Origin of the sequence: Jiella marina (assembly GCF_024359545.1) — a bacterium.
In the GTDB taxonomy this organism is placed as follows: domain Bacteria; phylum Pseudomonadota; class Alphaproteobacteria; order Rhizobiales; family Rhizobiaceae; genus Jiella.
Map to the genome: position 1 here is coordinate 127,479 of NZ_JAKQZG010000009.1, position 26,424 is coordinate 153,902.

The 26,424-nt window shown below is 62.3% G+C and carries 21 protein-coding genes; 9 read left to right on the plus strand and 12 right to left on the minus strand.

Annotation, left to right across the window (positions count from 1 at the left end; translation table 11 throughout):
• Positions 1-9: 9 nt before the first annotated feature.
• The gene (locus tag MF134_RS15965) at positions 10-240 is read right to left on the minus strand and encodes a YdcH family protein (protein WP_255340459.1); all 231 of its coding nucleotides are present in this window, start codon (positions 238-240) and stop codon (positions 10-12) included.
• 112 nt (positions 241-352) lie between these two features.
• Between MF134_RS15965 and MF134_RS15970 the strand changes: the two genes are divergently transcribed.
• Positions 353-1,282, plus strand: coding sequence for a hydrogen peroxide-inducible genes activator (locus MF134_RS15970; protein ID WP_255340460.1), 930 nt, complete (start codon positions 353-355; stop codon positions 1,280-1,282).
• A 155-nt stretch (positions 1,283-1,437) separates the two neighbouring features.
• Here the strand turns inward: MF134_RS15970 and MF134_RS15975 are convergent, their stop codons facing one another.
• Positions 1,438-1,722 (minus strand): hypothetical protein, encoded by a 285-nt coding sequence (locus tag MF134_RS15975; protein ID WP_255340461.1) that lies wholly within the window; start codon positions 1,720-1,722, stop codon positions 1,438-1,440.
• A 386-nt stretch (positions 1,723-2,108) separates the two neighbouring features.
• Between MF134_RS15975 and MF134_RS15980 the strand changes: the two genes are divergently transcribed.
• Complete coding sequence (locus MF134_RS15980) at positions 2,109-3,818, plus strand: tetratricopeptide repeat protein (protein ID WP_255340462.1); 1,710 nt, start codon at positions 2,109-2,111, stop codon at positions 3,816-3,818.
• A 39-nt stretch (positions 3,819-3,857) separates the two neighbouring features.
• Here MF134_RS15980 and MF134_RS15985 read toward each other — a convergent pair whose 3' ends face one another.
• The 6 genes from MF134_RS15985 to MF134_RS16010 form a co-directional block, all read right to left on the minus strand.
• Entirely contained in the window at positions 3,858-5,330 is a 1,473-nt protein-coding gene (locus tag MF134_RS15985; RefSeq protein ID WP_255340463.1) for a mannitol dehydrogenase family protein, read from the minus strand.
• A gap of 75 nt (positions 5,331-5,405) precedes the next feature.
• Positions 5,406-6,410, minus strand: a complete 1,005-nt coding sequence (locus MF134_RS15990; RefSeq protein ID WP_255340464.1) for an ABC transporter ATP-binding protein — start codon at positions 6,408-6,410, stop codon at positions 5,406-5,408.
• Positions 6,411-6,423: 13 nt separating this feature from the next.
• Positions 6,424-7,254 (minus strand): carbohydrate ABC transporter permease, encoded by an 831-nt coding sequence (locus MF134_RS15995; RefSeq protein ID WP_255340465.1) that lies wholly within the window; start codon positions 7,252-7,254, stop codon positions 6,424-6,426.
• A gap of 15 nt (positions 7,255-7,269) precedes the next feature.
• Positions 7,270-8,142 carry a carbohydrate ABC transporter permease gene (locus MF134_RS16000; protein WP_255340466.1) on the minus strand — a complete coding sequence of 291 codons (873 nt, stop codon included), beginning with the start codon at positions 8,140-8,142 and terminating at the stop codon, positions 7,270-7,272.
• A 220-nt stretch (positions 8,143-8,362) separates the two neighbouring features.
• Positions 8,363-9,682, minus strand: coding sequence for an ABC transporter substrate-binding protein (locus MF134_RS16005; protein ID WP_457590010.1), 1,320 nt, complete (start codon positions 9,680-9,682; stop codon positions 8,363-8,365).
• 199 nt (positions 9,683-9,881) lie between these two features.
• A complete protein-coding gene (locus tag MF134_RS16010) occupies positions 9,882-10,838 on the minus strand; it encodes a sugar-binding transcriptional regulator (protein ID WP_255340467.1) in 957 nt (318 codons plus the stop codon).
• A 287-nt stretch (positions 10,839-11,125) separates the two neighbouring features.
• Here MF134_RS16010 and MF134_RS16015 point away from each other — a divergent pair, with 287 nt between their 5' ends.
• The 3 genes from MF134_RS16015 to MF134_RS16025 all read left to right on the plus strand — a co-directional run bounded on the left by MF134_RS16015 (position 11,126) and on the right by MF134_RS16025 (position 14,542).
• Positions 11,126-12,520, plus strand: coding sequence for a circularly permuted type 2 ATP-grasp protein (locus MF134_RS16015; protein ID WP_255340545.1), 1,395 nt, complete (start codon positions 11,126-11,128; stop codon positions 12,518-12,520).
• A 3-nt stretch (positions 12,521-12,523) separates the two neighbouring features.
• The gene (locus tag MF134_RS16020) at positions 12,524-13,477 is read left to right on the plus strand and encodes an alpha-E domain-containing protein (protein WP_255340468.1); all 954 of its coding nucleotides are present in this window, start codon (positions 12,524-12,526) and stop codon (positions 13,475-13,477) included.
• A 333-nt stretch (positions 13,478-13,810) separates the two neighbouring features.
• Positions 13,811-14,542: a peptidase gene (locus MF134_RS16025; RefSeq protein WP_255340469.1), complete on the plus strand. Its 732-nt coding sequence runs from the start codon at positions 13,811-13,813 to the stop codon at positions 14,540-14,542.
• Between the two features lie 17 nt (positions 14,543-14,559).
• Here the strand turns inward: MF134_RS16025 and MF134_RS16030 are convergent, their stop codons facing one another.
• Positions 14,560-15,552: a CAP domain-containing protein gene (locus MF134_RS16030; protein ID WP_255340470.1), complete on the minus strand. Its 993-nt coding sequence runs from the start codon at positions 15,550-15,552 to the stop codon at positions 14,560-14,562.
• A 145-nt stretch (positions 15,553-15,697) separates the two neighbouring features.
• Here MF134_RS16030 and MF134_RS16035 point away from each other — a divergent pair, with 145 nt between their 5' ends.
• Both MF134_RS16035 and uvrB read left to right on the plus strand, forming a co-directional pair.
• A complete protein-coding gene (locus tag MF134_RS16035) occupies positions 15,698-16,261 on the plus strand; it encodes a flavin reductase family protein (RefSeq protein WP_255340471.1) in 564 nt (187 codons plus the stop codon).
• A gap of 108 nt (positions 16,262-16,369) precedes the next feature.
• On the plus strand, positions 16,370-19,621 hold the full coding sequence (gene uvrB / locus MF134_RS16040) for an excinuclease ABC subunit UvrB (RefSeq protein WP_255340472.1): 3,252 nt from the start codon (positions 16,370-16,372) through the stop codon (positions 19,619-19,621).
• Positions 19,622-19,640: 19 nt separating this feature from the next.
• On the opposite strand, the gene MF134_RS16045 is transcribed toward uvrB, so the two are convergent.
• The 3 genes from MF134_RS16045 to MF134_RS16055 all read right to left on the minus strand — a co-directional run bounded on the left by MF134_RS16045 (position 19,641) and on the right by MF134_RS16055 (position 23,512).
• Complete coding sequence (locus tag MF134_RS16045) at positions 19,641-20,648, minus strand: hypothetical protein (RefSeq protein WP_255340473.1); 1,008 nt, start codon at positions 20,646-20,648, stop codon at positions 19,641-19,643.
• A 42-nt stretch (positions 20,649-20,690) separates the two neighbouring features.
• On the minus strand, positions 20,691-22,169 hold the full coding sequence (locus tag MF134_RS16050) for a DEAD/DEAH box helicase (RefSeq protein WP_255340474.1): 1,479 nt from the start codon (positions 22,167-22,169) through the stop codon (positions 20,691-20,693).
• 794 nt (positions 22,170-22,963) lie between these two features.
• The gene (locus MF134_RS16055) at positions 22,964-23,512 is read right to left on the minus strand and encodes a hypothetical protein (RefSeq protein WP_255340475.1); all 549 of its coding nucleotides are present in this window, start codon (positions 23,510-23,512) and stop codon (positions 22,964-22,966) included.
• 190 nt (positions 23,513-23,702) lie between these two features.
• On the opposite strand from MF134_RS16055, the gene thrC reads away from it, so the two are divergent.
• Positions 23,703-25,118, plus strand: a complete 1,416-nt coding sequence (gene thrC / locus MF134_RS16060; protein ID WP_255340476.1) for a threonine synthase — start codon at positions 23,703-23,705, stop codon at positions 25,116-25,118.
• Complete coding sequence (locus MF134_RS16065; protein ID WP_255340477.1) at positions 25,115-26,422, plus strand: M16 family metallopeptidase; 1,308 nt, start codon at positions 25,115-25,117, stop codon at positions 26,420-26,422. Before thrC ends, MF134_RS16065 begins: the two co-directional genes overlap by 4 nt.
• Positions 26,423-26,424: the final 2 nt, after the last annotated feature.

Consider the following 26,424-nt stretch of genomic DNA (forward strand, 5'->3'; position numbering starts at 1 on the left):
GATGACCCATCATGAGAACGAAGGGCGCGACGATCCTGGCAGACGGGGCCGCAACTGCCGGCTGATCGCGGTCACCTCGTCCTTCATGCGCAGACGCAGGCGCTTCAGCGTCGCCAGACGCACCGCGTCCGGCAGCGGACGCTTCATTTCGTCGCTGATCCGCCTTTCGATCTGCGCCCTGCGCTCGACGAGCTTCCTCATGCGCTCACGCAGCTTGGGGGCCTTCCTTTCGACGATCATGCCATCCTCCTTGATTTTCATCGACAGAGGGAAGATGGGCGTGGGCTCTGATTGATGGGAGAAGGTCTCGCTTCTATTTTCGATCGGAATTTCCTATCTAGCGGACGTCACGATGGCTCAAAAACCGCCCAGCCTGCGCCAGCTGCAATGCCTGCTCGAACTTTCCCGCACGCTCCATTTCGGCGAAGCCGCCCGACGGTGCGGCATGGCGCAGCCCTCCCTGAGTGCACAATTGCAGACATTGGAAGCCAGTCTCGGGATCCGGCTGGTCGAGCGGAGCCGCAGCGGTGTTCTGATGACTCCGGCCGGCAGAACGGTCGCGACACACGCCGCAACGGTGATGGACGAAATCCGCAACATCATCCAGTTCGCCGAGACCTGTCAGGAGGGAATCGTCGGCACGATCAATCTCGGCGCCAAGCCAACTCTCGGGCCCTACATGCTTCCGCAGATCGTCGCGCATCTGCATCGCGAATATACATCGCTGCGCCTCTATATCCGCGACGCGATGCCGCTCGATCTGGAACGCGAATTGCGCGAGGGCAGGCACGACCTCATTCTGGCCCAGCTGCCGGTCTCAGGCGACGACCTCGTCGTCCGGCGCCTCTTCCGCGAAAGGCTCTATATCGCTGTCGCGGCCGACGATCCGTTTGCCAGGCGCGAGAGCATCAACCCGGAGGAATTGCGCGGACGCCCGGTTCTGGGCATGCGCAGCGGATATCATTTGCATGAAAGCATCCGCGCCCTCTGCGAGGAGCATGGCGCGCACTTCCTGCGCGAATACGAGGGAACGAGCCTCGATGCCCTGCGGCAGATGGTCGGAATGGGAATGGGCCTGAGTTTCTTTCCCGCGCTCTACGTCCAATCGGAAGTGACTGGACGATCCGACGTCGTGGCGATTCCCCTCGCCGGCCGACCGATCACCCGTTCCATCGGCCTCGTCTGGCGCGAGCGGTCCGGACAGGCGCATGTCTTCGAGACGATCGCCGCCATGATGCGGTCGATCGCCGGGAAGAATTTTACCGGCATCACACTGGAATAGTGCCGGCATCGCCGCCAGCCCAACGCATCGGACCGGAACCTTGGGACCGGTTCTCGGAAATTCCGATGCAAGACCGAAAGCTTGGATCATAAGGCCGATTCCGAAATCGGGCCTTGTGCTCTCGTGTCGTGCCGGCGGCGATGCTGTTCTGTCGATCAGTTCTGGAGAACCGGACGCGTGGCACCGTCTTGAATGAGCAATTCGTCGCCGTTGTTCGCCAGGAAGTCATGACCGGTGAAGCGGACGCCGCAACCGTTCGGGCAGGCTTCCTCGACCGTCGCGCCGGGTTCGAGGTCGTGGCGGTTCTCTTCGGCGCCGTGATCGAAGGTCACGGAATGGGTGGCGTCGGTCTCGTTGGTGACCTTCACCATCGCATGGACGGGCGCGGCAGCGAGAACAAGGCCGCTTGCGAGCAGGATCGAGGTCGTCAGTCTGGACATGTCGGTCTCCCATATTGTCTTCTTCCCATGACGGCGCGAAACCGCCGTGAGAGAGATCTGGGGAGTGACGACGATAGTATCTAATAGACAACTACGCGCATTTTGATAGTTTTTTCCGATGAATGCTCAAGGACCCCCGATGCCTTCGCTCTCCTGTCCAATCGGTGATTTCCAGCAGCATTCTCACCATGCCTCAAGCAGACTTCTCAACCCCTTCTGCAAGTCGAACCAAAGCCCGCGCGCCGTCTTCTTCTTGAAAGTGGAAACATCTTCCCATCTGCTGAATACAGGCATGTATCCTTCAATCTCGCGGGTGTTTGGCCTCACCGACACTCGAAACCAGCACATGATATCGATCCGATTCCCGATCCAAACCGGCCCCGCAAATGAGTGACATGCATGATATCGAGGATCTGCGCAGCCGTGCCTTGACGGCGCGAAAGAGCGGCAATCACGAGGAATCCCTGGGTCTTTTCCGACAGTTACTGGAACAGCATCCCGCAGATCAACGCTCTTGGATCGACATCGCCATCAGCCTTCGCGAATTGTCGCGGTTTTCCGAAGCACGCGCCACGCTGGCGAGCTATCTGAGCACCGACAGACCGTCGAACTGGCGTGGGCTTGCCGTCGAGAACCTGGTCGCTCTCACCGAACGCGAAATCGACGAACTTCTGGGATCTGCGCTGATCGACGAAGCCAACGCCGCGTTCCGACAGCTGTGTTCAAGGCTGGATTCTTCCGACTTCGCCACCTGGACGGACAACATATGGCGGATGAACTTCAAGATACTCGCCTTCCATGGCCTTGAATCGGGCTCGTATCACACGTCGCTGACGCAGCTTGCGTCAGGGGCACTGTCACTGTCCCAACGCTCCCTGACCCTTCTCGCCCATCATGCCATTCGAGTTGAACGCCTCGACGATGCACGTGCATTGCTTCTACGGATCAAGGACGATCTGCGTCTCCGTCTGCAACTCCTCGAAGCGCGGCAGAGCATGTTCGCCCCCGATGCCCGGGACAAGGAACTCGCCGAAGAGGCGAAAGCCGTTCACGATCCGCTTGTAAGAAAGGCCGGATGGGCCCAGGAATTCTACAGTGCGATGCATGCGGCGGATCGCGATGGCGTCCGGCGCGCGTCGGAGGAGATGCAGCACTGCCTTGCGGCTGCAACCCGGATTTCCAGCAAGTTCTCGATCTCCGGCATCGACAAGATGCGAAGCCTCTACGCCAGCGTTTTCGTGGCGACCAAGAACCTCTCTGATCTCAACGAGGCAGGCTCCCTCGAGGAAATGGCCGAGCGCTATCTCAGGCTCGACCTCAAGGCTGCGGGACAGGAGAAAAGGGTCTGCCTTTCCCAGCATTACCTCTCGCAAGTCATTCACCGCGACGACCCGCATATCCGCATGCTGGACGATGGGCCCGAGCCCGACAGGCGAGTTCCGAGATCGCTCGTGCAGTTCTGGGATAGCGCAGCGGTTCCGAGCGATGTCGAGCGATGCTGCCGGACATGGCGGGCGATGGCGGCCAAAGATGGATTCGACTACGCAATCTTCAACGAGGCGGAGGCTCGCGATTTCCTGAAGACCGCCTGTGGCGACGATGTCGCGCGACGCTTCGAGCGGGCGGGACACCCCGCCATGAAGGCCGATCTCTTTCGGATCTCCTATCTCTACGATCGCGGCGGGGTCTATGTCGACGCCGACGAATATCTGAAATCGCCGCCGTCCTTTCTCACCGGCGCCGCGCGATGCGTGAGGCTTCAGCCGATCACCGTGCCCGTCGAGTTGCCGAACATGTATCTGGCGCTCGTCAGACACGACCCGCTGCTTCACAGGCTGATCGACGTCGTTCTGGGGATGCCGGAGGATGAGCTGTTGAATGGCGGGATCTGGTGGAACACCGGACCCGGGCTCTTCTCGGTGGGCTTTGCGCGGCTCCATGCCGAGATTGTCCTCGGACTTGGCGAAACCCTGCCTCAGGGCATACCACGGAGCCTTTATACACGGCACATCGCCGCGCCCGAACTCGACTACAAATCCACCAGTCGGTCGTGGCAGGTCGAATTGGACGCGAAAATGGACGGCGTCGCCCGGTAGCCGACGTTCTCGCTCAGAACTTCCGCAGCCGTCCGGCTCTCAACTGTCGCCGAGATAGACCTTCAGCGTCTCGGCCGTCCCCTTTTCCGCCAGCATCTTGAGCCAGGCGGCGAAGGGTTCGGCAAAGCGCGGCTCGTTCTTCAGCGAGCCATAGACGTCGCTCATTGCGAGCCACTCCATCGGGTCCGACTCGGCGGCCTTGGCGCGCTCGACAAGGCGATCCCAGTTCGGGTCGTTCGGCTCGATCTTGGCGCCGGAGTCCGTCACGCCGCGGCAGTAGCGGCACCAGAGCGCCGATTCGAGCGCGAGACCGGTCGGCTCCCTGCCCGCCCTCAGATTGTCGAGGATCGAGGTGACGATGAATTTCGGCTGGCGGTTCGAACCGTCGAGGCAGAGCCGGCGAATGGTATCGCCGATCTTGGGATTGGCGAAGCGGCGCTTGATGAGGGCGTAATATTCGGCAAGGTCCGTGTCCGGCACCGGCGGGACGATCGGCAGCACCTCCTCGGCTTCCAGCTTGTCGAGAAACCGCGCGACGAGGTCGTGCTCCATGGCCTCATGGACGAAATGCACGTCCATCAACCCGGCCGGATAGGCGATGATCGCATGGCCGCCGTTGAGGATGCGGATCTTCATCGTCTCATAGGGGCTGACATCCGGCACGAACTGGACGCCGACCTTATCGAGAGCGGGCCGCCCAGCCGGGAAGTCGTCCTCCAGAACCCATTGCTTGAATTCCTCGCAGAAGACCGGCCAGGAATCGTCGATGCCGTAGGTGTCCCGGCAGATGTCGATCTCGCGCTTGCCGGTGGCCGGCGTAATGCGATCCACCATGCCGCTCGGAAAGGCGACATTGCTGTCGATCCAGTCGGCGAGTTCGGGATCGGATAGCCTCGCGGTGCCGACCACGGCGGCGCGCGCGACCTTGCCGTTGTGCGGAATGTTGTCGCAGGACATGACGGTGAAGGGGATGGTGCCCGCCGCGCGGCGCCGCTTCAGCCCCGCCGCGATCAGGCCGAAGACGGTCTTCGGCTCGGCGGGATTGTGGCCATCGGCGGCGATCGCCGGATGGCTCGGATCGAAGACGCCGTCGGAATCGATGAAATAGCCGCCTTCGGTCACCGTCAGCGAGACGATCTTGATCGCCGGATCGGCGAGCTTGTCGATGATCGCTTGCGGCTCGCCGACGGGCAGGATGTCGACCATCGGCGCGGTGACGCGGGCGGCCGAACGGGCGTTGTCCTGTTCGACCACGGTGGTCAGGAAGTCCTGGCCTGCGAGCTTCTCGCGCATCGCCGCGTCCGAAGGCATGACGCCGGCGCCAACGATCGCGAAGTCATGGCCCTCGCCGGTGTTGAACAGGTCGTCGAGATAGACCGCCTGATGGGCGCGGTGGAAATTGCCGACGCCGAAATGCAGGATGCCAGCGGTGAGCGCCCCGCGATCATAGGCCGGAATGGACGCATTGCCCGCAATCTGCGGGAGGTTGGCGGACGAAAGCCGTACGCTCATCGAAAAACCTCCTGGTTCAGTCGGTTCGAAACGGTCTGGAAAGACAGGGGATCGCGGGCTCGGATCTCGAGCAACTCAGCGGATCGCCAGACCCTTGTCGTCGAAGCGATGGATCTTGTCCTCCTGCGGGGTCAGATAGATCGTATCGCCATAATGGACCGGAAACTCGCCGCCGGCGCGCACGGTGAGCGGCTCGGCGTGGACCGGCGATTCTACGTGCAGGTAGGTGTCGGAGCCCAGATGCTCGGAGACCTTCACCGTGCCCTTCCACTGGCCCTCGGAGGTGGACAGCGAGATGTGCTCGGGTCTGACACCGATCGTCGCGGCATTGTGCTTCTTGGCCTCGCCGCCATTGAGCAGGTTCATCTTCGGCGAGCCGATGAAACCGGCGACGAAAGTGTTGCGGGGCTTGGAATAGAGCTCCAGCGGCGAGCCCACCTGCTCGATATTGCCGGCGTTCAGCACCACGATCTTGTCGGCCATGGTCATCGCCTCGACCTGATCGTGGGTGACGTAGATCATCGTGGTTTTCAGTCGCTGATGCAGCTCGGAGATTTCGAGACGCATGCCGACGCGCAGCGCGGCGTCGAGGTTCGAAAGCGGCTCGTCGAACAGAAAGGCTGCCGGCTCGCGCACGATCGCCCGACCGATCGCGACGCGCTGACGCTGGCCGCCCGAAAGCTGGCCCGGGCGCCGGTCGATGTAATTGTCGAGGTTCAGGATCTTGGCGGCGTTGTTCACCCGCTTCTCGATCTCGGCCTGATCCATTCCCGCCATCTTCAGCGGGAAGGCGATGTTCTTTCTGACGCTCATATGCGGATAGAGCGCGTAGGACTGGAACACCATGGCCAGCCGGCGCTTGGCCGGCGGCAGGGTCGTGGCGTCGACGCCGTCGATGGTGATCTTGCCGTCGGTGACGTCCTCGAGACCCGCGATCAGGCGCAGGAGTGTGGATTTGCCGCAGCCCGACGGGCCGACGAAGACGACGAACTCGCCCTCCTCGATGTCGAGGTCGAGTTCGGGAATGATGACGACGTCGCCGAACGCCTTGCGGACCTTTTCGAGCCGAATGGCACCCATTGTCTGATGTCCCTTACTTGACCGCGCCGAAGGTGAGACCGCGCACGAGTTGCTTCTGGCTGAACCAGCCGACGATGAGGATCGGCGCGATGGCGAGCATCGAGGCGGCCGACAGCTTGGCGTAGAAATTGCCCTGAGGCGAGGAGAAGGAGGCGATGAAGGCCGTCAGCGGCGCAGCGTTCGATGTCGTGAGGTTCAGCGTCCAGAACGCCTCGTTCCAGGCGAGGATGACGTTGAGGAGCACCGTCGAGGCAATGCCGGGCACCGCCATCGGGGCGAGGATCTGGGTGATCTCCTGGCGCAGCGTCGCGCCGTCCATCCGGCCGGCCTCGAGGATCTCGCCGGGGATCTCCTTGAAGTAGGTGTAGAGCATCCAGACGATGATCGGCAGGTTAATCAGGAACAGGACCACGATCAGGCCGAGGCGGGAGTCGAGCAGCCCGAAATTGACGAAGAGCAGGTAGATCGGAATGAGCACGCCGACCGCCGGCAGCATCTTGGTGGACAGCATCCAGAGCAGGATGTCCTTGGTCCTCGGCGTCGGCGAGAACGCCATCGCCCAGGCCGCCGGGATCGCAAAGAGCAGACCCAGCGCCGTCGAGCCGATCGACAGATAGATCGAGTTCATCATGAAGTGGAAGTAGTTCGACTGCGACTGGATGGTCGCATAGTTCTCGGTCGTCCAGTCGAAGAACAGGAACTGCGGCGGGATCGAGATCGCGACGAGCTCCGACTTGAAGGACGTCAGGAACGTCCAGAGGATCGGGAAGAAGATCAGGAGCCCGACCGACCAGGCGAGGATCGTCATGCCGATCTTGCGACGGGGGGAAACGCGGCGTGCCATGGTGTTTTCTCCCCTTTACGCGTCGAGGTTCTTGCCGATGAGGCGGACGAGGAAGATCGCGACGATATTGGCGAGAATGACCGCCACGATGCCGCCGGCCGACGCCGCACCCACATCGCCGAAGGAGATCGCCTGCTGATAGACGAGGTAGGTGATGTTGGTGGACTGGGAGCCCGGCCCGCCATTGGTCGTCACCAGGATTTCGGCGAAGATCGACAAGAGGAAGATCGTCTGGATCAGGATCACCACCGTGATCGCCCGGCTCATGTGCGGCAGCGTGATGTACCAGAAGATCGACAGGGCCCCGGCCCCGTCCATCTCCGCCGCTTCCTTCTGATCTTCCGACAGGGATTGCAGCGCGGTGAGGAGAATGAGCGTCGCGAAGGGCAGCCACTGCCACGCGACGATGATGATGATCGACAGAAGCGGTGCATCCGTCATCCAGTCGATCGGCTGCAGTCCGATCGAGGAGAGGAACTGGCCGATGACGCCGTAGACCGGGTTCATCATCATGTTCTTCCAGACGAGCGCCGCGACCGTCGGCATGACGAAGAAGGGCGCGATGACCAGTAGGCGGACGATGTTGACGCCGTAAAAGTCCTGGTCGAGGAGGAGCGCGACCAGGATGCCGCCCCCGACCGTGATGCAAAGCACGCCCACCACCAAAATCAGCGTGTTCGTCAGCGCTGCGACGAAGGTCGGGTCGGAGAGGAAATAGGAGTAGTTCTCGAAGCCGACGAAGGGCGTGGAGATGGGATTGTAGAGGCTGTACCCGAGGGTCGAGTAGTACAGCGTCATGGCGAGAGGGACCGCCATCCAGATCAGAAGCGCGATCACCGCCGGGGCCATCATCGCCCGCGCCGCGCTCTTGGTATGCATCGTCGCCATGGTGTTGTCCCGCCTCCGGCCCACGCATCGGGCGATGCGCCGGCTTCGTCAAAAGGATCGGATGGCCAGGGGAAAGGGTGTCGGCTGGCGAACCCGGCGCGGCATGCCCAGCATGCGGCGTCTCAGATTGCGTTCCGGCGGCCACTCCTCCCAGTGCGGCCGAGCCGGGCGGGCAGAGACTCTCTCAAGTTCGGGCTGCCCGCCCGGATATCGCAGAGGCCTACTTGATGTAGCCGCCTCGGGTCATTTCGCGGGTCGCGATCTGCTGAGCTGCGGCCAGCGCCTGATCGACGGAGGTCGAACCCGACAGCGCCGCGGCCATCTGCTGGCCGACCGCCGTGCCGAGACCCTGGAACTCGGGGATCGCAGCAAACTGCAGGCCGTAATAGGGCTTGTCGTCCGTCGGCGAGGGATCGGCGTGCTCGATCGCGTTCATTGTCGCGTCCGCGAAGTCCGCCGCCTCGGTGTAGTTCGGGTTCTCATAGAGCGAGGTGCGGGTGCCGGGAGGCACGTTGGCCCAGCCTTCCTTCTCCGCGACGAGCTCGAGATACTCCTTCGACGTCGCCCAGCCGATAAAGGTCTGCGCGGCATCCGCCTTCTCCGAGGATGCCGGGACGGCCAGCGACCAGGCCCAGAGCCAGTTGAAGCCGTCGTTCGGGCAGTTCTCGACGCCGCAGGGTGCCGGAGCGAAACCGACCTGGTCAGGCACCTGGCTCTGGTCCGGATCGGTCACGAAGGAAGCGGCGACGGAGGCGTCCATCCACATGCCGCACTTGCCCTGGCTGAACAGCGAGAGGTTCTCGTTGAAGCCGTTCGACGCCGCACCCGGAGGGCCATATTTGGTCATCAAGTCGACATAGAGGGTGATCGCCTCTTTCCAGCCTTCCGACTCGAACTGCGGCTGCCAGTCGGCATTGAAGTAATTCGCGCCAAAGCTGCGAGCCATGTTGCCGAGGAAGCCCATGTTCTCGCCCCAGCCCGGCTTGCCGCGCAGGCAGATGCCGTAGACCCCGGCGTCCTTGTCGGTGACCTTTTCGGCGGCCTCCGCGATGAAGTCCCAGGTCGGCTGCTCGGGCATCTCCAGCCCGGCTTTTTCGAAGAGGTCCTTGCGATAGAGCGTCAGGACGCTCTCGGCGTAGAACGGTGCGGCATAGAGCGTGCCGTCGACCGAAAGCGCCGAGCGGATCGCCGGGATCAGATCGTCATAGTCGTAGTTCTCGCCGAGATCGTCGAGCGGCTTCAGCCAGTCCTGCTTGGCCCAGATCGGGACCTCGTAGGTGCCGATCGTCATGATGTCGAACTGGCCGCCGCCGGTGGCGATGTCGGTGGTGACGCGCTGACGCAGGATGTTCTCCTCCAGCGTCACCCAGTTCACCTTGATGTCGGGATGAGCCTCCTCGAACACGTTGGTCAGACCCTGCATGCGGATCATGTCGGAGTTGTTGACCGTGCCGATCGTGATCGTGGTCTGCGCGGCAGCAGGCGCAGCCGCGACGGCGAGCAGCGAAATCGCGCCAGCCGCCATTTTGGTGAATCTCATAAAAGCCTCCCAGCTCTCGCTTGAGCATTTGTTCAATGGCGGGGCAAATGTTCGTCCGCTACACAGCTAATGTCAAACGAATTCCATGCCGCAGCGCAGCACGACGCGACTCGCAGACTGAAGGAAATGCTAGGACGATCCGGTCGGCGGGCAATGCCGGATCGAGGGCTCGACCGCTCGATGCACCCGGGAGGAGACCTCAGTTCCTGAGAAGGCGCTCCGCGGTCGCCTCGTCCGTGATCAGACCGTTGACCAGCCCCCCCTCGGCGGCGGCGCGGATGGCCGACCGTTTGGCCGGCCCCATGGCCACCGCGATCACTTCACTGGTTTCGGTCGAAGGGATCGGCGCGCTTGCCACGCGTTCGTTGAAAGCGCACTCGATCAGCCTGCCGCGGGCGTCGAAGACCCATCCGACAATCTCTCCCACCGCGCCCATCGCCAAAAGTTCCTCCCGCTCCTTCGGCGTGATGAAGCCGTCGACGAGCAAGGGGGCATTGGCGGCGATCTCGCCGACGCCGACGAAAGTGACCTCTGCCTCGGCCGCAAGATGCAGCGTCGACTGCACCACCGTCTGCCGGTGCAGCAGGCGGCGCTCTTCAGGGGTCGAGACGATGACCGGCAGCGGCATCGGATAGTGCGGCGCCTTGACCTGGTCGGCCATCGAAAAGATCACGTTGTAGACCGAAGCAGAACCATCCGGAGCGATGTTGCCGGTCAGGGAGACGATTCGGTGGTGCTCGCATGTCATCGGCGGCAGGTTCTCCACCGCCGCCTTCAGCGTCCGCCCGGTTCCCATGGCGATGACGAGCGGGTTCTCCTGCTTGAGCCGGCGCTCCATTTCAGTGGCACAGGCTTCGGCAATGCCGAGCGTCGTCGACGCGGACGTCGGATCGGAGGGAACGACCTCGGCGTAGCGAAGGTCGAAGCGCGTCTTCAGCCGTTCGGCGAGTTCCAGACAGGCGGCGATCGGATGATCGAGACGCACGCGCACCAGCCCGGACGTCACCGACAGGGAGACGAGCCGCTGCGCCGCCTGCCGCGAGATGCCGAGTTTGGAAGCGATCTCTTCCTGGGTGTTCCCAGCGACATAGTAGAGCCAGCCGGCCCTCGCCGCCTCGTCCAGGCGCGTCGTGTCGTCGTCCCGCGTTCTTGCCATTGGCCCTCTGCTCTTTCGCTCGGCCTCTGTTTAAGTCGGCCGGCGACGCCAAGGCAAATGCATGCGAGCAGGAAAAGACGTCCGCCACCTCGCCGGTCACATCATCCCATGGGAGACTCCGGTAGCACTGCCCAGAAAACAGGCATATCCCTGACTTGCCACCCGAAAACCCGCCCAAATCGCGGGCAAGCGTTGAAGCGTGCGACCAGATGGCTTGATTTTCTCGAATTCGGCTTTCTCTTTATTTGGCAGCAAAACGGAGATGGCCAGTGAAACCATTCGATGAGATGCTCGTAACGGACGACACCGTCCGCGATCCTTACGCGCGCTTTTACCAGTGGTTTAAGGAACAGGATGTCGCCGCTCTTGGCGAAAAGGCCGGCGAGGCCGAAGCCTTCTTCCGGCGGACCGGCATCACCTTCAATGTCTATGGCGAGGAGGAGGCGGCCGAAAGGCTGATCCCCTTCGATCTCGTTCCGCGGATCATGGCCAAGGCCGAATGGGACCGCCTGGCCGAAGGCATCGAGCAGCGGGTCATTGCGCTCAACGCCTTTCTCGACGACCTCTACCATGATCAGGAGATCATCAAGGCCGGCAAAGTGCCCGAGCGGCTGATCGCGGGCAATGAAGCGTTTCTCGAAGAGATGCGCGGTCTTCGTCCGCCCGGCGGCGTTTACACCCACATCATCGGCACCGACATCGTCCGCGTTGGCGAGAACGAGTTCTACGTACTCGAAGACAATGCCCGCACACCCTCCGGCGTCTCCTATATGATCGAGAACCGCGAGACGATGATGCAGATGTTCCCGGAGCTGTTTTCGCAGAATCGGGTCCGGCCGGTGGAAACCTATCCGCATCATCTGCGCCGTTCGCTGGCCAATGTCGCGCCGCCTGCCTGCGAGGGCACACCGACCATCGCGGTCCTGACACCGGGCATCTACAATTCGGCCTATTTCGAACACGCTTTCCTGGCCGATCAGATGGGCGTCGAGCTGATCGAGGGTTCCGACGTCGCCGAGATCGACGGCCGCATCCAGATGCGCACGACGGAGGGCTACAAGCCGATCGACGTCATCTACCGCCGGGTCGACGACGCGTTTCTCGACCCGAAAGTCTTCAACCCGGACTCCATGCTGGGCATTCCCGGCATCATGGACGTCTATCGCAATGGCGGCATCACGATCGCCAACGCGCCGGGCACAGGCATCGCCGACGACAAGGCCATCTATTCCTACATGCCGGAAATCGTCGAGTTCTATACCGGCAAACCGGCCATTCTGGAGAACGTACCGACCTGGCGCTGCGCCGAGGACGACAGCCTGAAATATGTGCTCGAACATCTCGGCGAACTGGTAGTGAAGGAGGTCCATGGTTCGGGCGGCTACGGCATGCTGGTCGGGCCCACCGCCACGAAGGACGAGCAGGAGCTCTTCGCCGCCAAGCTGAAGAAGAACCCGGCGAACTACATCGCCCAGCCGACGCTGGCCCTGTCCACCGTCCCGATCCTGGTCGATGGCGGGCTCGCCCCCCGGCATGTGGATTTACGTCCCTTCGTTCTCGTTTCCGACAAGGTCCGCATCATTCCCGGCGGCCTCACGCGTGTCGCCCTCAAGGAGGGCTCCCTGGTCGTGAATTCCAGCCAGGGCGGCGGCACCAAGGACACCTGGGTTTTGAGGGACTGAGCGATGGCACTTCTCGGACGCACCGCAAACGGCCTGTTCTGGATGTTTCGCTACATCGAACGGGCGGAAAACACCGCAAGACTGCTCGATGCCGGCCAGCGCATCGCACTCACCAACCTGTCAGCCGAGCCCGAGGAATGGCAGTCGGTCCTGGTCTCGGCTGGAGTCGAGACGGCCTACAAGGCCAAATACGATGATTTCGAGCCTGAGAATATCATCCACTTCATGCTGTGCGACCGGGACAACCCGTCGAGCGTGCGCTGCTCGTTCGAGACGGCGCGCACGAACGGGCGCATGGTGCGAACCGCCCTCAGCCGAGAATTGTGGGAAGTGGTCAACGAGAGCTGGATGACGATCCAGCGGCGTCTCTCGAGCCGGATCACGGCAAGCGAACTGCCGACCGCGATCGATCTCGTGAAGCGGCAGGCGGCGCTCATTCGCGGCACGTTCTATTCGACGATGCTGCGCAACGAGATCTTCGACTTCTGTAATCTCGGCGCCTTTATCGAGCGCGCCGACAACACCGCCCGCATTCTCGACGTGAAGTACTGGCTGCTTCTGCCCGAGCACAGCCAGGTGGGCTCCGCGCTCGACGATTTCCAATGGCGCTCGGTGCTGCGATCGGTCGCCGCCCACCGCTCCTACGCCTGGGAGTATGACGGCGAATATCGCGCGGTGAACATCATCGACTTCATGATGCTGAACCGTCGCATGCCGCGATCCCTCGGCTATTGCTACCGGGTGATCAAGGACAGCCTCGACTATCTCGACCGCAACTACGAGGTCCACCAGCCTTGCCATCAGATCGCGACGGAGATGAACGAGCGACTCGCCGGTCTGACCGTCCGCCAGATCATCGATAACGGGCTGCACGAATTTCTCGAACAGTTCATCATGGACAACAACCGCCTCGCCCAGGAGATCGGCTGGAACTATCGCTTCTATCCGGATCGATAAGCGCAGGCCCAGGCCTCCTCTTGGGGCGCGCGTCGGGTATGCCGGGCGCGCGCTACGAAAGCCGTCGCTTTTCCGCCACGATGGTGCAGGATTTCGCCCGAACATGGGGACGAGGTCCATGTGGCCCATTGCCAAAGCGTGCGACTTGGCGGAATCATTCCAAAGTGGACTCGGTGAGAGTCGCTCGGGAAGTGATTCCATTCCGCGATGGCGGGCGTGGTCCGATTGACGACATGAATGCGCGCGGGCTGACGCCGGGCGATCCTAGCGGTTCGAGTCGAACCCCGATCGTCAGGGCCAAAGCGGTTTGCGGTGGAGGGGCGGCGAGCCGCGATGACCTATTGTGTCGGGCTGATGGTCGAGGCCGGGCTGGTATTCATGTCCGACACGCGGACGAATGCCGGCGTGGACAACATTTCCGTGGTCTCCAAGATGAAGACCTGGGAGATCCCGGGGGACCGTTTTCTCTGTCTCCTCTCGGCCGGAAATCTCGCCACGACGCAGGCGACCGTCTCGCTTCTCGATGAGCGCCGGCTGGCACCCTCCGAGCGTGAACCCTCGATCCTCTCGCAGCCTTCGATGTTTCAGACTGCGAAGCTGGTCGGCGAGACGCTGAAGGAGGTGATCTCGGAAAGCACACCGACTGGCCCGACCGCCGACGGACGCTTCTTCGCCTCGCTGATCCTCGGCGGTCAGATCAGGGGCGGCCGCCCGCGCCTGTTCATGATCTATCCGGAAGGCAACTTCATCGAGGCTGGTGCCGACAATCCCTTCTTCCAGATCGGCGAGCACAAATACGGCCGCCCCATCATCATCCGCACCTACGATCCGCAGATGTCGCTGGAGGAATGCGCCAAGCTGCTCCTCGTCTCCTTCGATTCGACCATCAAGTCGAACCTTTCGGTCGGTCTGCCGATCGACATGCAGTTCTACGAGACCGACAGTTTCGAGCGCGGCTACCGCCGGCGCTTCGACCAGAACGACGAATATTACCAGACGATTTCCGGCGGCTGGTCCGACGCCCTGAAGAGCGCCTTCGACGCCCTGCCCGCCTTCGAGCGTTGAGCCGGCGTCGCAAGACGCTACCGCTCGACGCCCAGAACGAGAATCGCGCGCTTCGCCCCGTCGCCATTGCTGAGAAAGGCGGCGCCCGCCTGACCGAAGCGCTCGCTCCGGATGGCGGAGGCGAACTGCGGATTGTCCAGCCACTGGTCCTTGAAGAAGTGCAGATCCGAGTCGGTAATCTCGGTGCCGCAGCCCCCGCACCCGGCCGAGACCACGCGCAGGGATCGCCAGTCGTTGCGGGCTGCTTCGGGAAGCGCGGCAAACAGATCCTGTTCGCCATCCTGTTCCAGAATATCGTCGGGACTCTCCGGCAGTAGCGCCTGCGCGGTCTGCGCCAGGGTCTCGTTTGACTTCAGGCCGGAGAGCCCCTGCCGCTCGCGAGCTCGGTTCAGAAGCGCGATCAACTCCTCCGAGCGTTGGGCTTCCGGCACCGCCTCGGCGGACTGGTCGGGCCCATGGGCCGGAGAAGTTCCGGGGCCGGCGAATGTCTGCACCGCGACGATGCGGCCATCCTCGCCGGCAATCCCGAAGCCGAAAGTTTCCAGTCCTTCCGCGAGGATGTTGCGGCGGTGCCCCGGGCTGTTCATCCAGCCCTGTTCAAAGGATTCGACCCGCTCTTCACCCGGCGGCAGCGGACATTCGGAGCAGCGGGCGATGTTTTCTTCCACCAGTTTCGCCCGGCTTCCACCTTCATCGAGGTAGCGATCCTGCGGGCTGACGCCGTCCGGAGAAACATGGGCGAAATAGTCCTCTTCGATCATCTCCACCGCATGGGCCTGCGCGGCCGCGTTGAGGCTCTCCTCCAGGCTCAGGGGCGGCAGATCATGCTCGGCGCGATCGGCGTTCATCACCGCCAGCGCCTTCTCCCGCAACGCGTCCAAATCGCCGGTCTCGATCGCCGTCGCCTGGGTCGTCATGGCAAGAAGGCCGAGCCCGGCACCGCCGACGACGGACCGCAAAATTCCTGCAAGGCCCGCACCCGTCTGCCCCATCGTCATCAGTCCACCCATCCTCGTCGATCCTCTTGTCCCTGCGCCGGGACGCTCTCGATTGCCGTCATCGACCAACGCGCCGGCCGCCGGATGGCTGCGTCGGTGCCGGACAAGCCGTCGGGCAGAATGCCGCACGGTGCGCAACGACCACGAGGGGAACAAGATGCCTGACGTCATTGCCAAGGAGGACTTTCCGGTCAGCCGCGTGCGGCGTTTCCTCGAGCCCGGCCCGGTCGTGCTCGTCTCGTCCCGGCGCGGCGAGGAGACCGACATCATGACGCTCGGCTGGCACGTCGTCCTGTCCTTCCTGCCTTCCCATGTCGGGCTGATGATCTCCGCCGGCAATCACAGCCATTCGCTGATCCGCGACACCGGCGAATGCGTCATCAACCTGCCGACCACGGCGCTGACCGACACGGTGATCGGCATCGGCAACACCAGCGGCACCGAGATCGACAAATTCGCGCATTTCGACCTGACCGCCGAGCCGGCGTCGAAGGTCGGCGCGCCGCTGATCGGCGAGTGCCACGCGAGTTTCGAATGCCGTCTGGCCGACGAAGCGCTGGTCGGTCGCCACGGCTTCTTCGTCTTCGAGGTGGTCAAGGCGCATGCGGCGCCGTCGCCCGAACATCCCGAAACGCTGCACTACAAGGGCGACGGCATCTTCATGGTCTCGGGCGACATCATCGACCGTCGAGAGCTGTTCCAACCGGAAATGCTGGACTGACGACCGCAAGTGGGGGTCGAAAGTGGTCCTCACGTCCTTGTGCGCGGGGCGCCTTTCGCGGGTGGCCGCACCTTCCATCCGCCTGCCGTGATCTCTATATGTTCCGCCATGGCTTCCCGACCCCGCAAGGCTCCGCGCCGCCCCGCTTCCGCCGATCGCGACGACGCATCCGACGACGCCGTTTTCGATCCCTCCGCGCCGCCGCGGCGTGGGCCGTTGAGCGATTTTTCCGACGCGTCCGAGCGCGCCGACGAGCCGAGCGGATTCGAAGAGGCCCCGCAGGCGGGCTTCGATTCGGGCGAGGCGTTTTCCGGGCCGATTTCTGGCTGGGCCGACGAGATCGCGAAGAACGCCGAGACCCGGGCCGAGCGGACGGCCGATGCAGAGCAGGCGCCCGAAAAAGCGGCCGGGAAGAAGCCGAAATCGGCGCGGGGCGAGACGCAGAAGACCGGGCAAAAGCCGGGTAAGACTTCGCGCGGCACGTCGATGGGCGGCACCAACGACCCGAAGAAGCGCGCCGCCGCCGGACTCAATCCCGTCGCCGGCATGGATGTCAGCCTGGAGGACGCCAAGAGCCTGCCGGAAGGCGGCGTCACCGCGACGGTGGAGGCGCTGACCAAGCTGATCTCCGAGGGCAACCCGCTGATCAAGAATGGCGAGGTCTGGCTGCCGCACCGGCCGGCCCGGCCCAACAAGTCGGAAGGCGGCGTCGCCTTCGAGATCGCCTCGGACTATACGCCCATGGGCGACCAGCCGACCGCGATCGCCGATCTCGTCTCCGGCATTTCCGATCACGACAAGACCCAGACGCTGCTCGGCGTGACCGGCTCGGGCAAGACCTTCACCGTCGCCAATGTCATCGAGAAGACCCAGCGTCCGGCGCTGGTGCTGGCGCCCAACAAGACGCTGGCGGCGCAGCTCTATGGCGAGTTCAAGAGCTTCTTCCCGAACAACGCCGTCGAGTATTTCGTCTCCTATTACGACTACTACCAGCCCGAAGCCTACGTCCCGCGTTCGGACACCTATATCGAGAAGGAATCCTCGATCAACGAGCAGATCGACCGGATGCGCCATGCGGCGACCCGCGCGCTGCTCGAGCGCGACGACGTGATCATCGTCGCCTCGGTCTCCTGCATCTACGGTATCGGCTCGGTCGAGACCTATACGGCGATGACGTTCCAGATGAGTGTGGGCGACCGGCTGGACCAGCGCCAGCTTCTGGCCGATCTCGTCGCCCAGCAATACAAGCGCCGCGACATGGACTTCCAGCGCGGCTCCTTCCGCGTGCGCGGCGACACGATCGAGATCTTCCCCGCCCACCTGGAGGATCGCGCCTGGCGCATCTCCATGTTCGGCGACGAGATCGAGGCGATCCAGGAGTTCGACCCGCTCACCGGCCAGAAGACCGACAATCTGAAGTCGGTGAAGATCTACGCCAATTCCCACTATGTCACCCCGCGCCCGACGCTCAATCAGGCCGTGAAGCAGATCCGCGAGGAGCTGAAGCACCGGCTGGTCGAGCTGGAAAAGGCCGGGCGGCTGCTCGAAGCCCAGCGGCTGGAGCAGCGCACGCGCTTCGACATCGAGATGATCGAGGCGACGGGCTCCTGCCCCGGCATCGAGAACTATTCGCGCTATCTCACCGGCCGCGCCCCCGGCCACCCGCCGCCGACCCTGTTCGAATATCTCCCCGACAACGCGCTGGTCTTCATCGACGAGAGCCACGTCACCGTGCCGCAGATCGGCGCCATGTATCGCGGCGACTTCCGCCGCAAGGCGACGCTGGCCGAATATGGCTTCCGCCTGCCCTCCTGCATGGACAACCGACCCTTGCGTTTCGAGGAATGGGACGCGATGCGGCCGCAGACCGTGGCGGTCTCGGCGACGCCCGGGTCATGGGAGCTGGAGGAATCCGGCGGTGTCTTCGCCGAACAGGTGATCCGCCCGACGGGGCTCACCGACCCGCCCGTCGAGGTGCGCCCGGCGCGCTCGCAGGTCGACGATCTTCTCGGCGAGATCCGCGAGACGGTGGAGCGCGGCTACCGCGTCCTCTGCACGGTGCTGACCAAGCGCATGGCCGAGGACCTCACCGAATATCTGCACGAACAGGGCATCCGGGTGCGCTACATGCATTCGGACATCGACACGCTGGAGCGCATCGAGATCATCCGCGATCTGCGCCTCGGCGCCTTCGACGTCTTGGTCGGCATCAACCTGCTGCGCGAGGGTCTCGACATTCCCGAATGCGGGCTCGTCGCCATTCTCGACGCTGACAAGGAAGGGTTTCTGCGCTCGGAGACCTCGCTGGTCCAGACGATCGGCCGCGCGGCGCGAAACGTCGACGGCAAGGTGATCCTCTATGCCGACCACGTCACCGGCTCGATGGCGCGGGCGATGGCCGAGACCAATCGCCGGCGCGAGAAGCAGGAAGCCTACAATGCCGAGCACGGCATCACCCCAGCGAGCGTGAAGGCGAAGATCGCCGATATTCTCGACAGCTATTACGAGAAGGACCATGTGCGCATCGACGCCGGCCCGGCCGCCAAGGAAGGCGAACTCGTCGGCAACAATTTGCGCGCCCATATCGAGCATCTGGAAAAGCAGATGCGCGAGGCGGCCGCCGATCTCGACTTCGAAACCGCCGCCCGCCTGCGCGACGAGATCAAGAAGCTCAACGCCAAGGAGCTGGAATTCGGCGGTTCGGGCCCGGGCTCCGGCCGCCGCAAGGGCGGCGCGAAGAACGCCGTCGAGGAAGCCGACCCGATGGCCGCCGCCGTCGAGCTGGAGGAATCCGTCATGGGCCCCTCCACCGGCCGCACCAAGCACGGCAAGAAAGCCAAGCGCGACCGCGCCCCCCAGGGCGACGAGCGCTTCGGCCCGCGCGGCGAAGTCCTCAAGGCCCCCGGCTCCGGCGCCGTCAGCGCCCCCGCCTCCCTCTTCCGCAAACCCAGCCTCGACGACATGGGCCCCGGCACCGACACGGCGGTCCCCGCCGGCAAGGGCACCGCTTCCCCTCATCCTGAGGAGCCCGGAACGGGCCTCGAAGGGCGAGGGGAAGCCCCCCGCTCCTATTTCCGCAAGAACACCCTCGACGAAATGACTGTCGGCCGCACGGAAAAGCCCACCGGCAAGACCCCACCCAAGAAGCCCGACACACCCACGAAGACACAGCCAGTCTCCCCCCGTGAGGGGGAGATGTCCGGCAGGACAGAGGGTGGCGCGAAGGGTCCGGCGGCAGACGGCAAGGACGACTCCCCCGCCCCGATCAGGCGCGAACGCATCGGGCGCGGGTCGTATGAGGATGCGGGGGATCAGAAGCGCAAGCGGCGACCGACGAAGACGGGGCGGCCGGGGCGGTAACCATAAACTCTAACTCAGATCACGTCGGCTTTAACGGCTTGTAGATAAGGCGCTCAAAGATCCCGCGTACAGTCCACCTTTCCTCTTCTCCGAGGGCAGATGCAGCTCCGTGCATTTCCAACGGTGTCTTCTTCGCCATGCTACGAGCTTCGCCGATGAACTCAGCCCACAGTAATTGCATTTTCTCTCTATTGCAGAAAAACATCTCCGCGGACGGATTAGCCTCATTCGAAATCCCCGCTGATTCGGTGTACATCAAAATCCCAGGAACGTCATAATCAGAGTAATTTTCACGTGTCCATTGAAGATGTTGAAACGCTTGCCCGACCTCCTCTTGATTAAGATTATTATTCTTTTTATCCGTCTTAAGCTCAAATGGAATAACAAGCTTTTTATGATGATCAATCCAGATATTATCCGGCCCGTCGTGAACGTCGGTGCATGGCCGCCTGGAATCAAAGCCTAGGACGCTTCCAATATGGCGAACAGCCTCTTCCGCGACTTTGTGCGAACAGTCCTGAAATGCTCCTTTTGAGCGATCTTCAATATTGTTTAATCGGCGATTGATCTGCGGTATCTTTCCAGTGCAAATTGCACGAAGACCTTCCTCAACTATCGACCGAGGGGGCTTCGGTACCTCTGATTCTCCACTGTCTTGCCGCGGCAGAGGAAGCCCGCCACCGAGTCGGTTTCGCGCTTCATCAAACCATCCATGCATATTCTCGAAGTCACCACAATTGCAGTATGCCTGTCCAATACATAGCGCATACCACCCAGCCAGCCTAGGATTTTCAGTCCGGACCTTCTCAATTACACCAACTAGTTCGTCGGCAGCACCATTTTGATCACCGTGCCACAGCTTCGTGATAAATTTGATTTCGTGCTTTGCCAATTGATCATCAAGTCTTGCATCTGCTTCTCGCTCTTGAATTCTTTTTTCGTCAATTGGATTGAGGCCAATTTGCGCCGTATAGTAGTCAACCCAGCCTGCTTCTCGCTCAATAATCTGATTAATAATACTTTTCACCGTATCGAGTTTTGGATCTCCCAATTGATCACAAAATTCTTCCTAGAGACGAATTTGCTCTTGCAGCACTCGCGGGAAATAAGCTTGATTAGCAGGATTCCGCAGCCAATTTTCAACATCCGTTGATGCTATAATATATATTCCATAATCGTTTTTCCCGCGATTTATTCTCCCAAATAATTGTGTAATTCGGTTCGCAACTCGAGGAAAGAATGCTTGGTCTAAGTGAACTTTGTCAAATTGGTATCGCTCAAACTGGGACGATCCAACTGGCAAGCCATCAACGATCATCAACCTGCACTCATCATCGGGGAGGTCGATACCATCATAGCGACCAAGCAAGAGAAACGAACCATTTGCAGCGTGCCGAAATTTATCTAGTTCGACGGAAAAAGACTTTGCCCCTTGCGGCGGGATCGCAACGTCCTCCCAATTCGTGGCTTCCCGATCACTAGGTACCGCGATGAGCACCTTCTGTTCTTCCGATATAGAATTGATGCTCGCTGCGTCAGAAGCTATCTGCCCCAAAGCGGATCCAAACAATAGGACCCGTTCGCCAAGCCCGGCATCGACATCAGGTTCAATCACGTGCGGAGCCCGCCCGAACGCACGAGTTATATCTCCCTTCGATTGAACAGTCGCAGAGAGATACACTCGCGGCACATTGTTGTCTTTAAATGCTCCCACTTCCAAAGCGGGAAGAAACGCTGGTGTTATTTCAACCAGACGCCTACTTATGGTTAGAACACATGAACCAAAATGACCGCGCAAATAATCAAAGGGTAATTGCAACGAAATATCGCTGTCTTTTATTGCTTCAATAAGCGATTCAATTTTATTTCCACGCGCGTATAACTCTGTTGGAGGGCAAATCAATATACCTGGCGATCCAACTTCCGAAAATACGCTGTCGAAATTGTATCTTTTGCCTATTTCTTCGTAGGCGTCGCGGACTTCCCTTGCAATGGCATTGAAAGTCTCTTCATAATCCTTTTTTGCAACGCGCAATGTAAAAGAATCGCGCACAAGCCTTTCGCCGACATGCGCGTCATCAAGAACTAAGGCGCCCGGGGCGGCCTGGCCTCGGAATTTGTTTCTCGTATTCAACAGTGCTTGGTACGTGGTAATACAGAATGATTTCCCTTGTGCAAAATTTTGGTCAGAGAATTGTGATTCAAAATACGTTGTCGGCCGTATACCGACGCCATTTGCTTCCTTTATGGTCTGATGTATCAAATCAATCGTGGGGCACGCATATACAACGTTTCGGATACCCTGGTTCATGAAGCTTTGTGCGATAAGAACACCAACAAGCGTTTTTCCCGCACCCGTGTACATCGAAATGAGAGTGTTTCTGGAGGGGTCCTCGTACCACTTGTCGAGAGCCTGCGCCTGCCCTTGCCACAACTCTTTGATCTTGGCCTTGCCCGAAGGGCGGCTACGAAAAATTTCGCGCGGATGAGTTGCCTTTTCGCCTTTCTTTGGTTTTTTCAGTCCACCAAAGTCGAAACCATTGCTCATTCAATAATTGCCCCATTAACGAATCGATTGCGCGTTCGACCTAAACCTGCTTGTTGGTAGCGGATTTTGCAAGATATAACCTTAAATAGCAGACTGAGGCTTGTTGTTCGTTAGCAATGGGTCGCTTTCATCCCTGGTTAAAAATGCAAAGCCATTCTCAGAGCGGACGCCGGTTCAAACCCGGGTCTCGTGCGGTAGGTTAAATCATTTACCCTGCCAACGCAGCCGAACAGAACTAGTTGGAAATTTGGGACTCCGACTTAGGCCCGTTCGGTAGCTCGCTTCTAGTCGTATTCGATTGCGACTAAGGGGCCGGGCATCAGAAGCCCTTTTTTGTTGAAGCGGTTATGTTGTTCGCTGGGTTCATGCAGACGGTCGCACAAGAAGGGATTACGTGGCGCTGGGCTGTGAATATCCATCATACCACCGCCGTCATCCCGGCCTTGAGCCGGGATCCATGCCTCGCCGGTGACGGAGCAGTCCGGCGCAGGATGGGGTGCGGTGACTCGGCACCGTCGAGATGCGAAATCGTTCGTGGCATGGATCCCGGCTCAAGTCCGGGATGACGATCATCGGGGGTGGCGGCGCCCTTTCATCAAGAGCAGTGGGGGATGTGTGGCGGGGGTTCGGCCGCCGAGACGCGAAAACGTCTGAGGCATGGATCCCCGACCCTGCGGGTCGAGGATGACGACAATCGCGGGCGGGCGCGGCCTTCCGCGGCCTTCAATGCCAATCGCGGACGTCAGCGGCCGTCTTCGCTCAGGCCAAACACAGCGCCACGCCCCGCAGTCCCCTCACCCCCGCTTCGGCGGCCCCTCGTCGAACCCCGTGTAGATCACCACGCCGCCGGCCATCGGCTCGAGCAGGATCTCCTCGTCCACATAGCGGAAATTCTGGGCGGTGCCGCCCTTCTGGACCGGGACGGTGCGCTGACCGAGTTCGGAGTAGATGACGCCGTCATTGCCGACCACGGCGACGCGGATCGGGAGTTCGACATTGCGGTTCTTTGCCGCGCGGCCGGGCATGACGCGGCCTTCGACGCCGACGACGATCTTCAGCTTGCCGTCGACGATGCGGCAGTCGCGCTTGGCGTCGGCGATCGAGGCGACATAGTCGACCGCTTCGCCCTCCTTCTTCTCGATGATCGCCGTGCCCTCGCGAATCGAGACCTTCGGACAGAAGCGGGCCTCGGTGCCTTCGGCGATCCGGGGGGCGGCGTCTTCGGAGGCGGCGGCCGGTGGATCGAGAGCAGCGAGCTCGTTGTTGGCGGTGGTCGAACAGGCGGACAGAATCACGAGGCTCGCGGTGGCGAGAAGGCTCCTCAGGGTCCAGGCGGTATGCATCGCGCGGTTCTTCCTTTAGTGTGAGGCGGCGTTCTATATCAGGTCGATTTCGGTTAGGCGACAGCGGCGGCGCGACACGCGCCGAGCGGAGCCGGACCGGCGCCGGAACGGTTCGGGCAGACGGGCGATGACGGAGCCCGAACCATGGACGAGAGATGACGGGCGCGATCCGCCAGGGAGTGAAGACGACGTGAAATATGTGAGTACGCGCGGCGAGGCCCCGACGCTCGGGTTCGCCGACGCTCTGCTGGCGGGGCTGGCGGCCGATGGCGGGCTCTATGTGCCGGAGACCTGGCCGCAATTTTCGGCCGAGACGATCGCGGGCTTCGCGGGCCGGCCTTACGCGGAAGTCGCCGAGGCGATCTTCACGCCCTTCGTCGGCGAGGACATTCCGGCCGACGCCCTGAAGCGCATGATCGCGGAGGCCTACGGCACCTTCGCCCATCCGGCGGTGGCGCCGCTGGTCCAGGTCGGGCCGTCGCATTTCGTCATGGAGCTGTTCCACGGGCCGACGCTCGCCTTCAAGGACGTGGCGATGCAGATGATTGCCCGGCTGATGGACCATGTGCTGGCCGAACGCGGCGAGCGCGCGACCATCGTCGGCGCCACCTCGGGCGACACGGGCGGCGCGGCGATCGCCGCCTTTGCGGCGAGCGAACGCACCGACATCTTCATCCTGTTTCCCAACGGCCGGGTCTCGCCCGTCCAGCAGCGCCAGATGACCACGTCGGGCGCCGGCAACGTCCATGCCGTCGCCGTCGACGGGCATTTCGACGACTGTCAGGCGCTGGTGAAGGCGATGTTCAACGACCGGCGCTTCCGCGATGATGTGCGTCTGTCGGGGGTGAACTCGATCAACTGGGGCCGGATCATGGCCCAGATCGTCTACTACTTCACCGCCGCCGCCAGCCTCGGCGCACCGCATCGCAAGGTGTCCTTCACCGTGCCGACCGGCAATTTCGGCGACATTTTCGCCGGCTATGCCGCCATGCGCATGGGCCTGCCGGTCGAGCGGCTGGTGATCGCCACCAACGCCAACGACATTCTCGCCCGCACCCTTGCGACCGGGCGCTACGAGACCGGCGACGTCCACGCCACCATGTCGCCCTCCATGGACATTCAGGTCTCGTCCAATTTCGAGCGGCTGATCTTCGAGGCGAGCGGCCGCGACGCCGGCCTCGTGCGCCAGCTGATGCAGCAGTTGTCGCAATCGGGCGGCTTCGACCTCCCGGAGGACGTGCTCGGGGCGATCCGGTCGCAGTTCGACGCCGGCGCCAGCGACGAGACGGCGACGGCCGAGACGATCAAGCGCGTGCTCACGGCAAACGCCTACCTTCTCGATCCGCACACCGCCGTCGGCGTCCATGTCGCCGAGGCGCAGGAGACGAGCGACAGCGTGCCGATGATCACGCTCGGCACCGCGCATCCGGCGAAATTCCCCGAATCGGTGAAGCACGCGGCCGGGGTCACCCCGGCCCTGCCGCCCGCCCATGACGGGCTGATGGAACGCGCCGAGCGCTTCGACCGGCTGCCGGCCAGCCTCGATGCGGTGGAAGACTATATCCGCACGCGCTCCAGAGCCGTGACGGCGGGAGAAAACGCATGACCGTGGAACTGACGCAACTGGCCAACGGCCTGACCATCGCCACCGAGACGATGCCGCATCTGGAAAGCGCGGCGCTCGGCGTGTGGGTGAAGTCCGGCGCCCGCGACGAGATGCAGAACGAGCACGGCATCGCCCATCTCCTCGAACACATGGCGTTCAAGGGCACCAGCCGGCGCAGCGCCCGGCAGATCGCCGAGGAGATCGAGGATGTCGGCGGCGACCTCAACGCCGCGACCAGCGTCGAGACCACCTCCTATTACGCCCGCGTCCTCAAGGACGACGTGCCGCTCGCCCTCGACATCCTGACCGACATCCTGGTCGATTCGCGCTTCGACGAGGTCGAGCTCGAACGCGAGCAGCATGTGATCCTGCAGGAGATCGGCGCCGCCGAAGACACGCCCGACGACATCGTCTTCGACCATTTCCAGGCGACCGCCTTTCGCGATCAGATCGTCGGCCGCCCCATCCTTGGCACGCGCGAGACGGTGAAATCCTTCAAGCCGGACGATCTGAGGGCCTATCTCGCCCGCCATTACGGGCCGGACCGGATGATCATCTCCGCCGCCGGCGCAGTCTCCCACAAGGCCGTCGTCGATCAGGTGAGTGCTGCTCTCGGCTCGGGCGCCACCCCGGCACCGCCGGACACCGAGGCCCGCACGCCCGCCTCCTATGTCGGCGGCGAGTTCCGCCAGACCCGCGACCTGATGGACGCCCAGCTGGTGCTCGGCTTCGAGGGCCGGCCCTATTACGCCCGCGACTTCTATGCGAGCCAGGTGCTCTCGATCATCCTCGGCGGCGGCATGTCCTCGCGCCTGTTCCAGGAGATCCGCGAGCGGCGCGGCCTGTGCTATGCGATCTACGCCTTTCACTGGAGCTTTTCCGACTCCGGCATCTTCGGCATCCACGCCGCGACCGGCGAGGAGGAACTCGCCGAGCTCGCCCCCGTCATCGTCGACGAGTTGATCGAGGCGGCGCACGGCATCGAGGAGAGCGAGGTCACCCGCGCTCGGGCGCAGATGCGCGCCAGCCTGCTGATGTCGCAGGAAAGCCCGACGGCGCGCGCCGGCCAGATCGCCCGGCAGCTGATGTTCAACGGCCGGATCATTCCCAACGAGGAACTGATCTCGCGGCTCGACGCGATTACCGCGCCGCGGCTCGCCGATCTTGCCGAACGCATCTTCGGCGGCTCGACGCCGACCCTCGCCGCAATCGGGCCGGTCAGCCGCCTGCCCTCGGCGGACGAGCTTGCGAACCGGTTCTCTGAAGGGCGCAATGCGCCTGTCCGGGCGGCTGCCGGGGCCTGACC

Bases quoted from the DNA above. Each gene is read 5' to 3' on its own strand.
- MF134_RS16065 (WP_255340477.1), top strand. From the start codon at position 25,115: ATGACCGTGGAACTGACGCAACTGGCCAACGGCCTGACCATCGCCACC.
- MF134_RS15980 (WP_255340462.1), top strand. From the start codon at position 2,109: ATGAGTGACATGCATGATATCGAGGATCTGCGCAGCCGTGCCTTGACG.
- MF134_RS16035 (WP_255340471.1), top strand. From the start codon at position 15,698: ATGCCTGACGTCATTGCCAAGGAGGACTTTCCGGTCAGCCGCGTGCGG.
- MF134_RS15985 (WP_255340463.1), bottom strand. From the start codon at position 5,330: ATGAGCGTACGGCTTTCGTCCGCCAACCTCCCGCAGATTGCGGGCAAT.
- MF134_RS15975 (WP_255340461.1), bottom strand. From the start codon at position 1,722: ATGTCCAGACTGACGACCTCGATCCTGCTCGCAAGCGGCCTTGTTCTC.
- MF134_RS16020 (WP_255340468.1), top strand. From the start codon at position 12,524: ATGGCACTTCTCGGACGCACCGCAAACGGCCTGTTCTGGATGTTTCGC.
- MF134_RS16055 (WP_255340475.1), bottom strand. From the start codon at position 23,512: ATGCATACCGCCTGGACCCTGAGGAGCCTTCTCGCCACCGCGAGCCTC.
- uvrB (WP_255340472.1), top strand. From the start codon at position 16,370: ATGGCTTCCCGACCCCGCAAGGCTCCGCGCCGCCCCGCTTCCGCCGAT.
- MF134_RS15970 (WP_255340460.1), top strand. From the start codon at position 353: ATGGCTCAAAAACCGCCCAGCCTGCGCCAGCTGCAATGCCTGCTCGAA.
- MF134_RS16010 (WP_255340467.1), bottom strand. From the start codon at position 10,838: ATGGCAAGAACGCGGGACGACGACACGACGCGCCTGGACGAGGCGGCG.
- MF134_RS16050 (WP_255340474.1), bottom strand. From the start codon at position 22,169: ATGAGCAATGGTTTCGACTTTGGTGGACTGAAAAAACCAAAGAAAGGC.
- MF134_RS16000 (WP_255340466.1), bottom strand. From the start codon at position 8,142: ATGGCGACGATGCATACCAAGAGCGCGGCGCGGGCGATGATGGCCCCG.
- MF134_RS16025 (WP_255340469.1), top strand. From the start codon at position 13,811: ATGACCTATTGTGTCGGGCTGATGGTCGAGGCCGGGCTGGTATTCATG.
- MF134_RS16005 (WP_457590010.1), bottom strand. From the start codon at position 9,682: ATGAGATTCACCAAAATGGCGGCTGGCGCGATTTCGCTGCTCGCCGTC.
- MF134_RS15990 (WP_255340464.1), bottom strand. From the start codon at position 6,410: ATGGGTGCCATTCGGCTCGAAAAGGTCCGCAAGGCGTTCGGCGACGTC.
- MF134_RS16030 (WP_255340470.1), bottom strand. From the start codon at position 15,552: ATGGGTGGACTGATGACGATGGGGCAGACGGGTGCGGGCCTTGCAGGA.
- MF134_RS15965 (WP_255340459.1), bottom strand. From the start codon at position 240: ATGATCGTCGAAAGGAAGGCCCCCAAGCTGCGTGAGCGCATGAGGAAG.
- MF134_RS15995 (WP_255340465.1), bottom strand. From the start codon at position 7,254: ATGGCACGCCGCGTTTCCCCCCGTCGCAAGATCGGCATGACGATCCTC.
- MF134_RS16015 (WP_255340545.1), top strand. From the start codon at position 11,126: ATGCTCGTAACGGACGACACCGTCCGCGATCCTTACGCGCGCTTTTAC.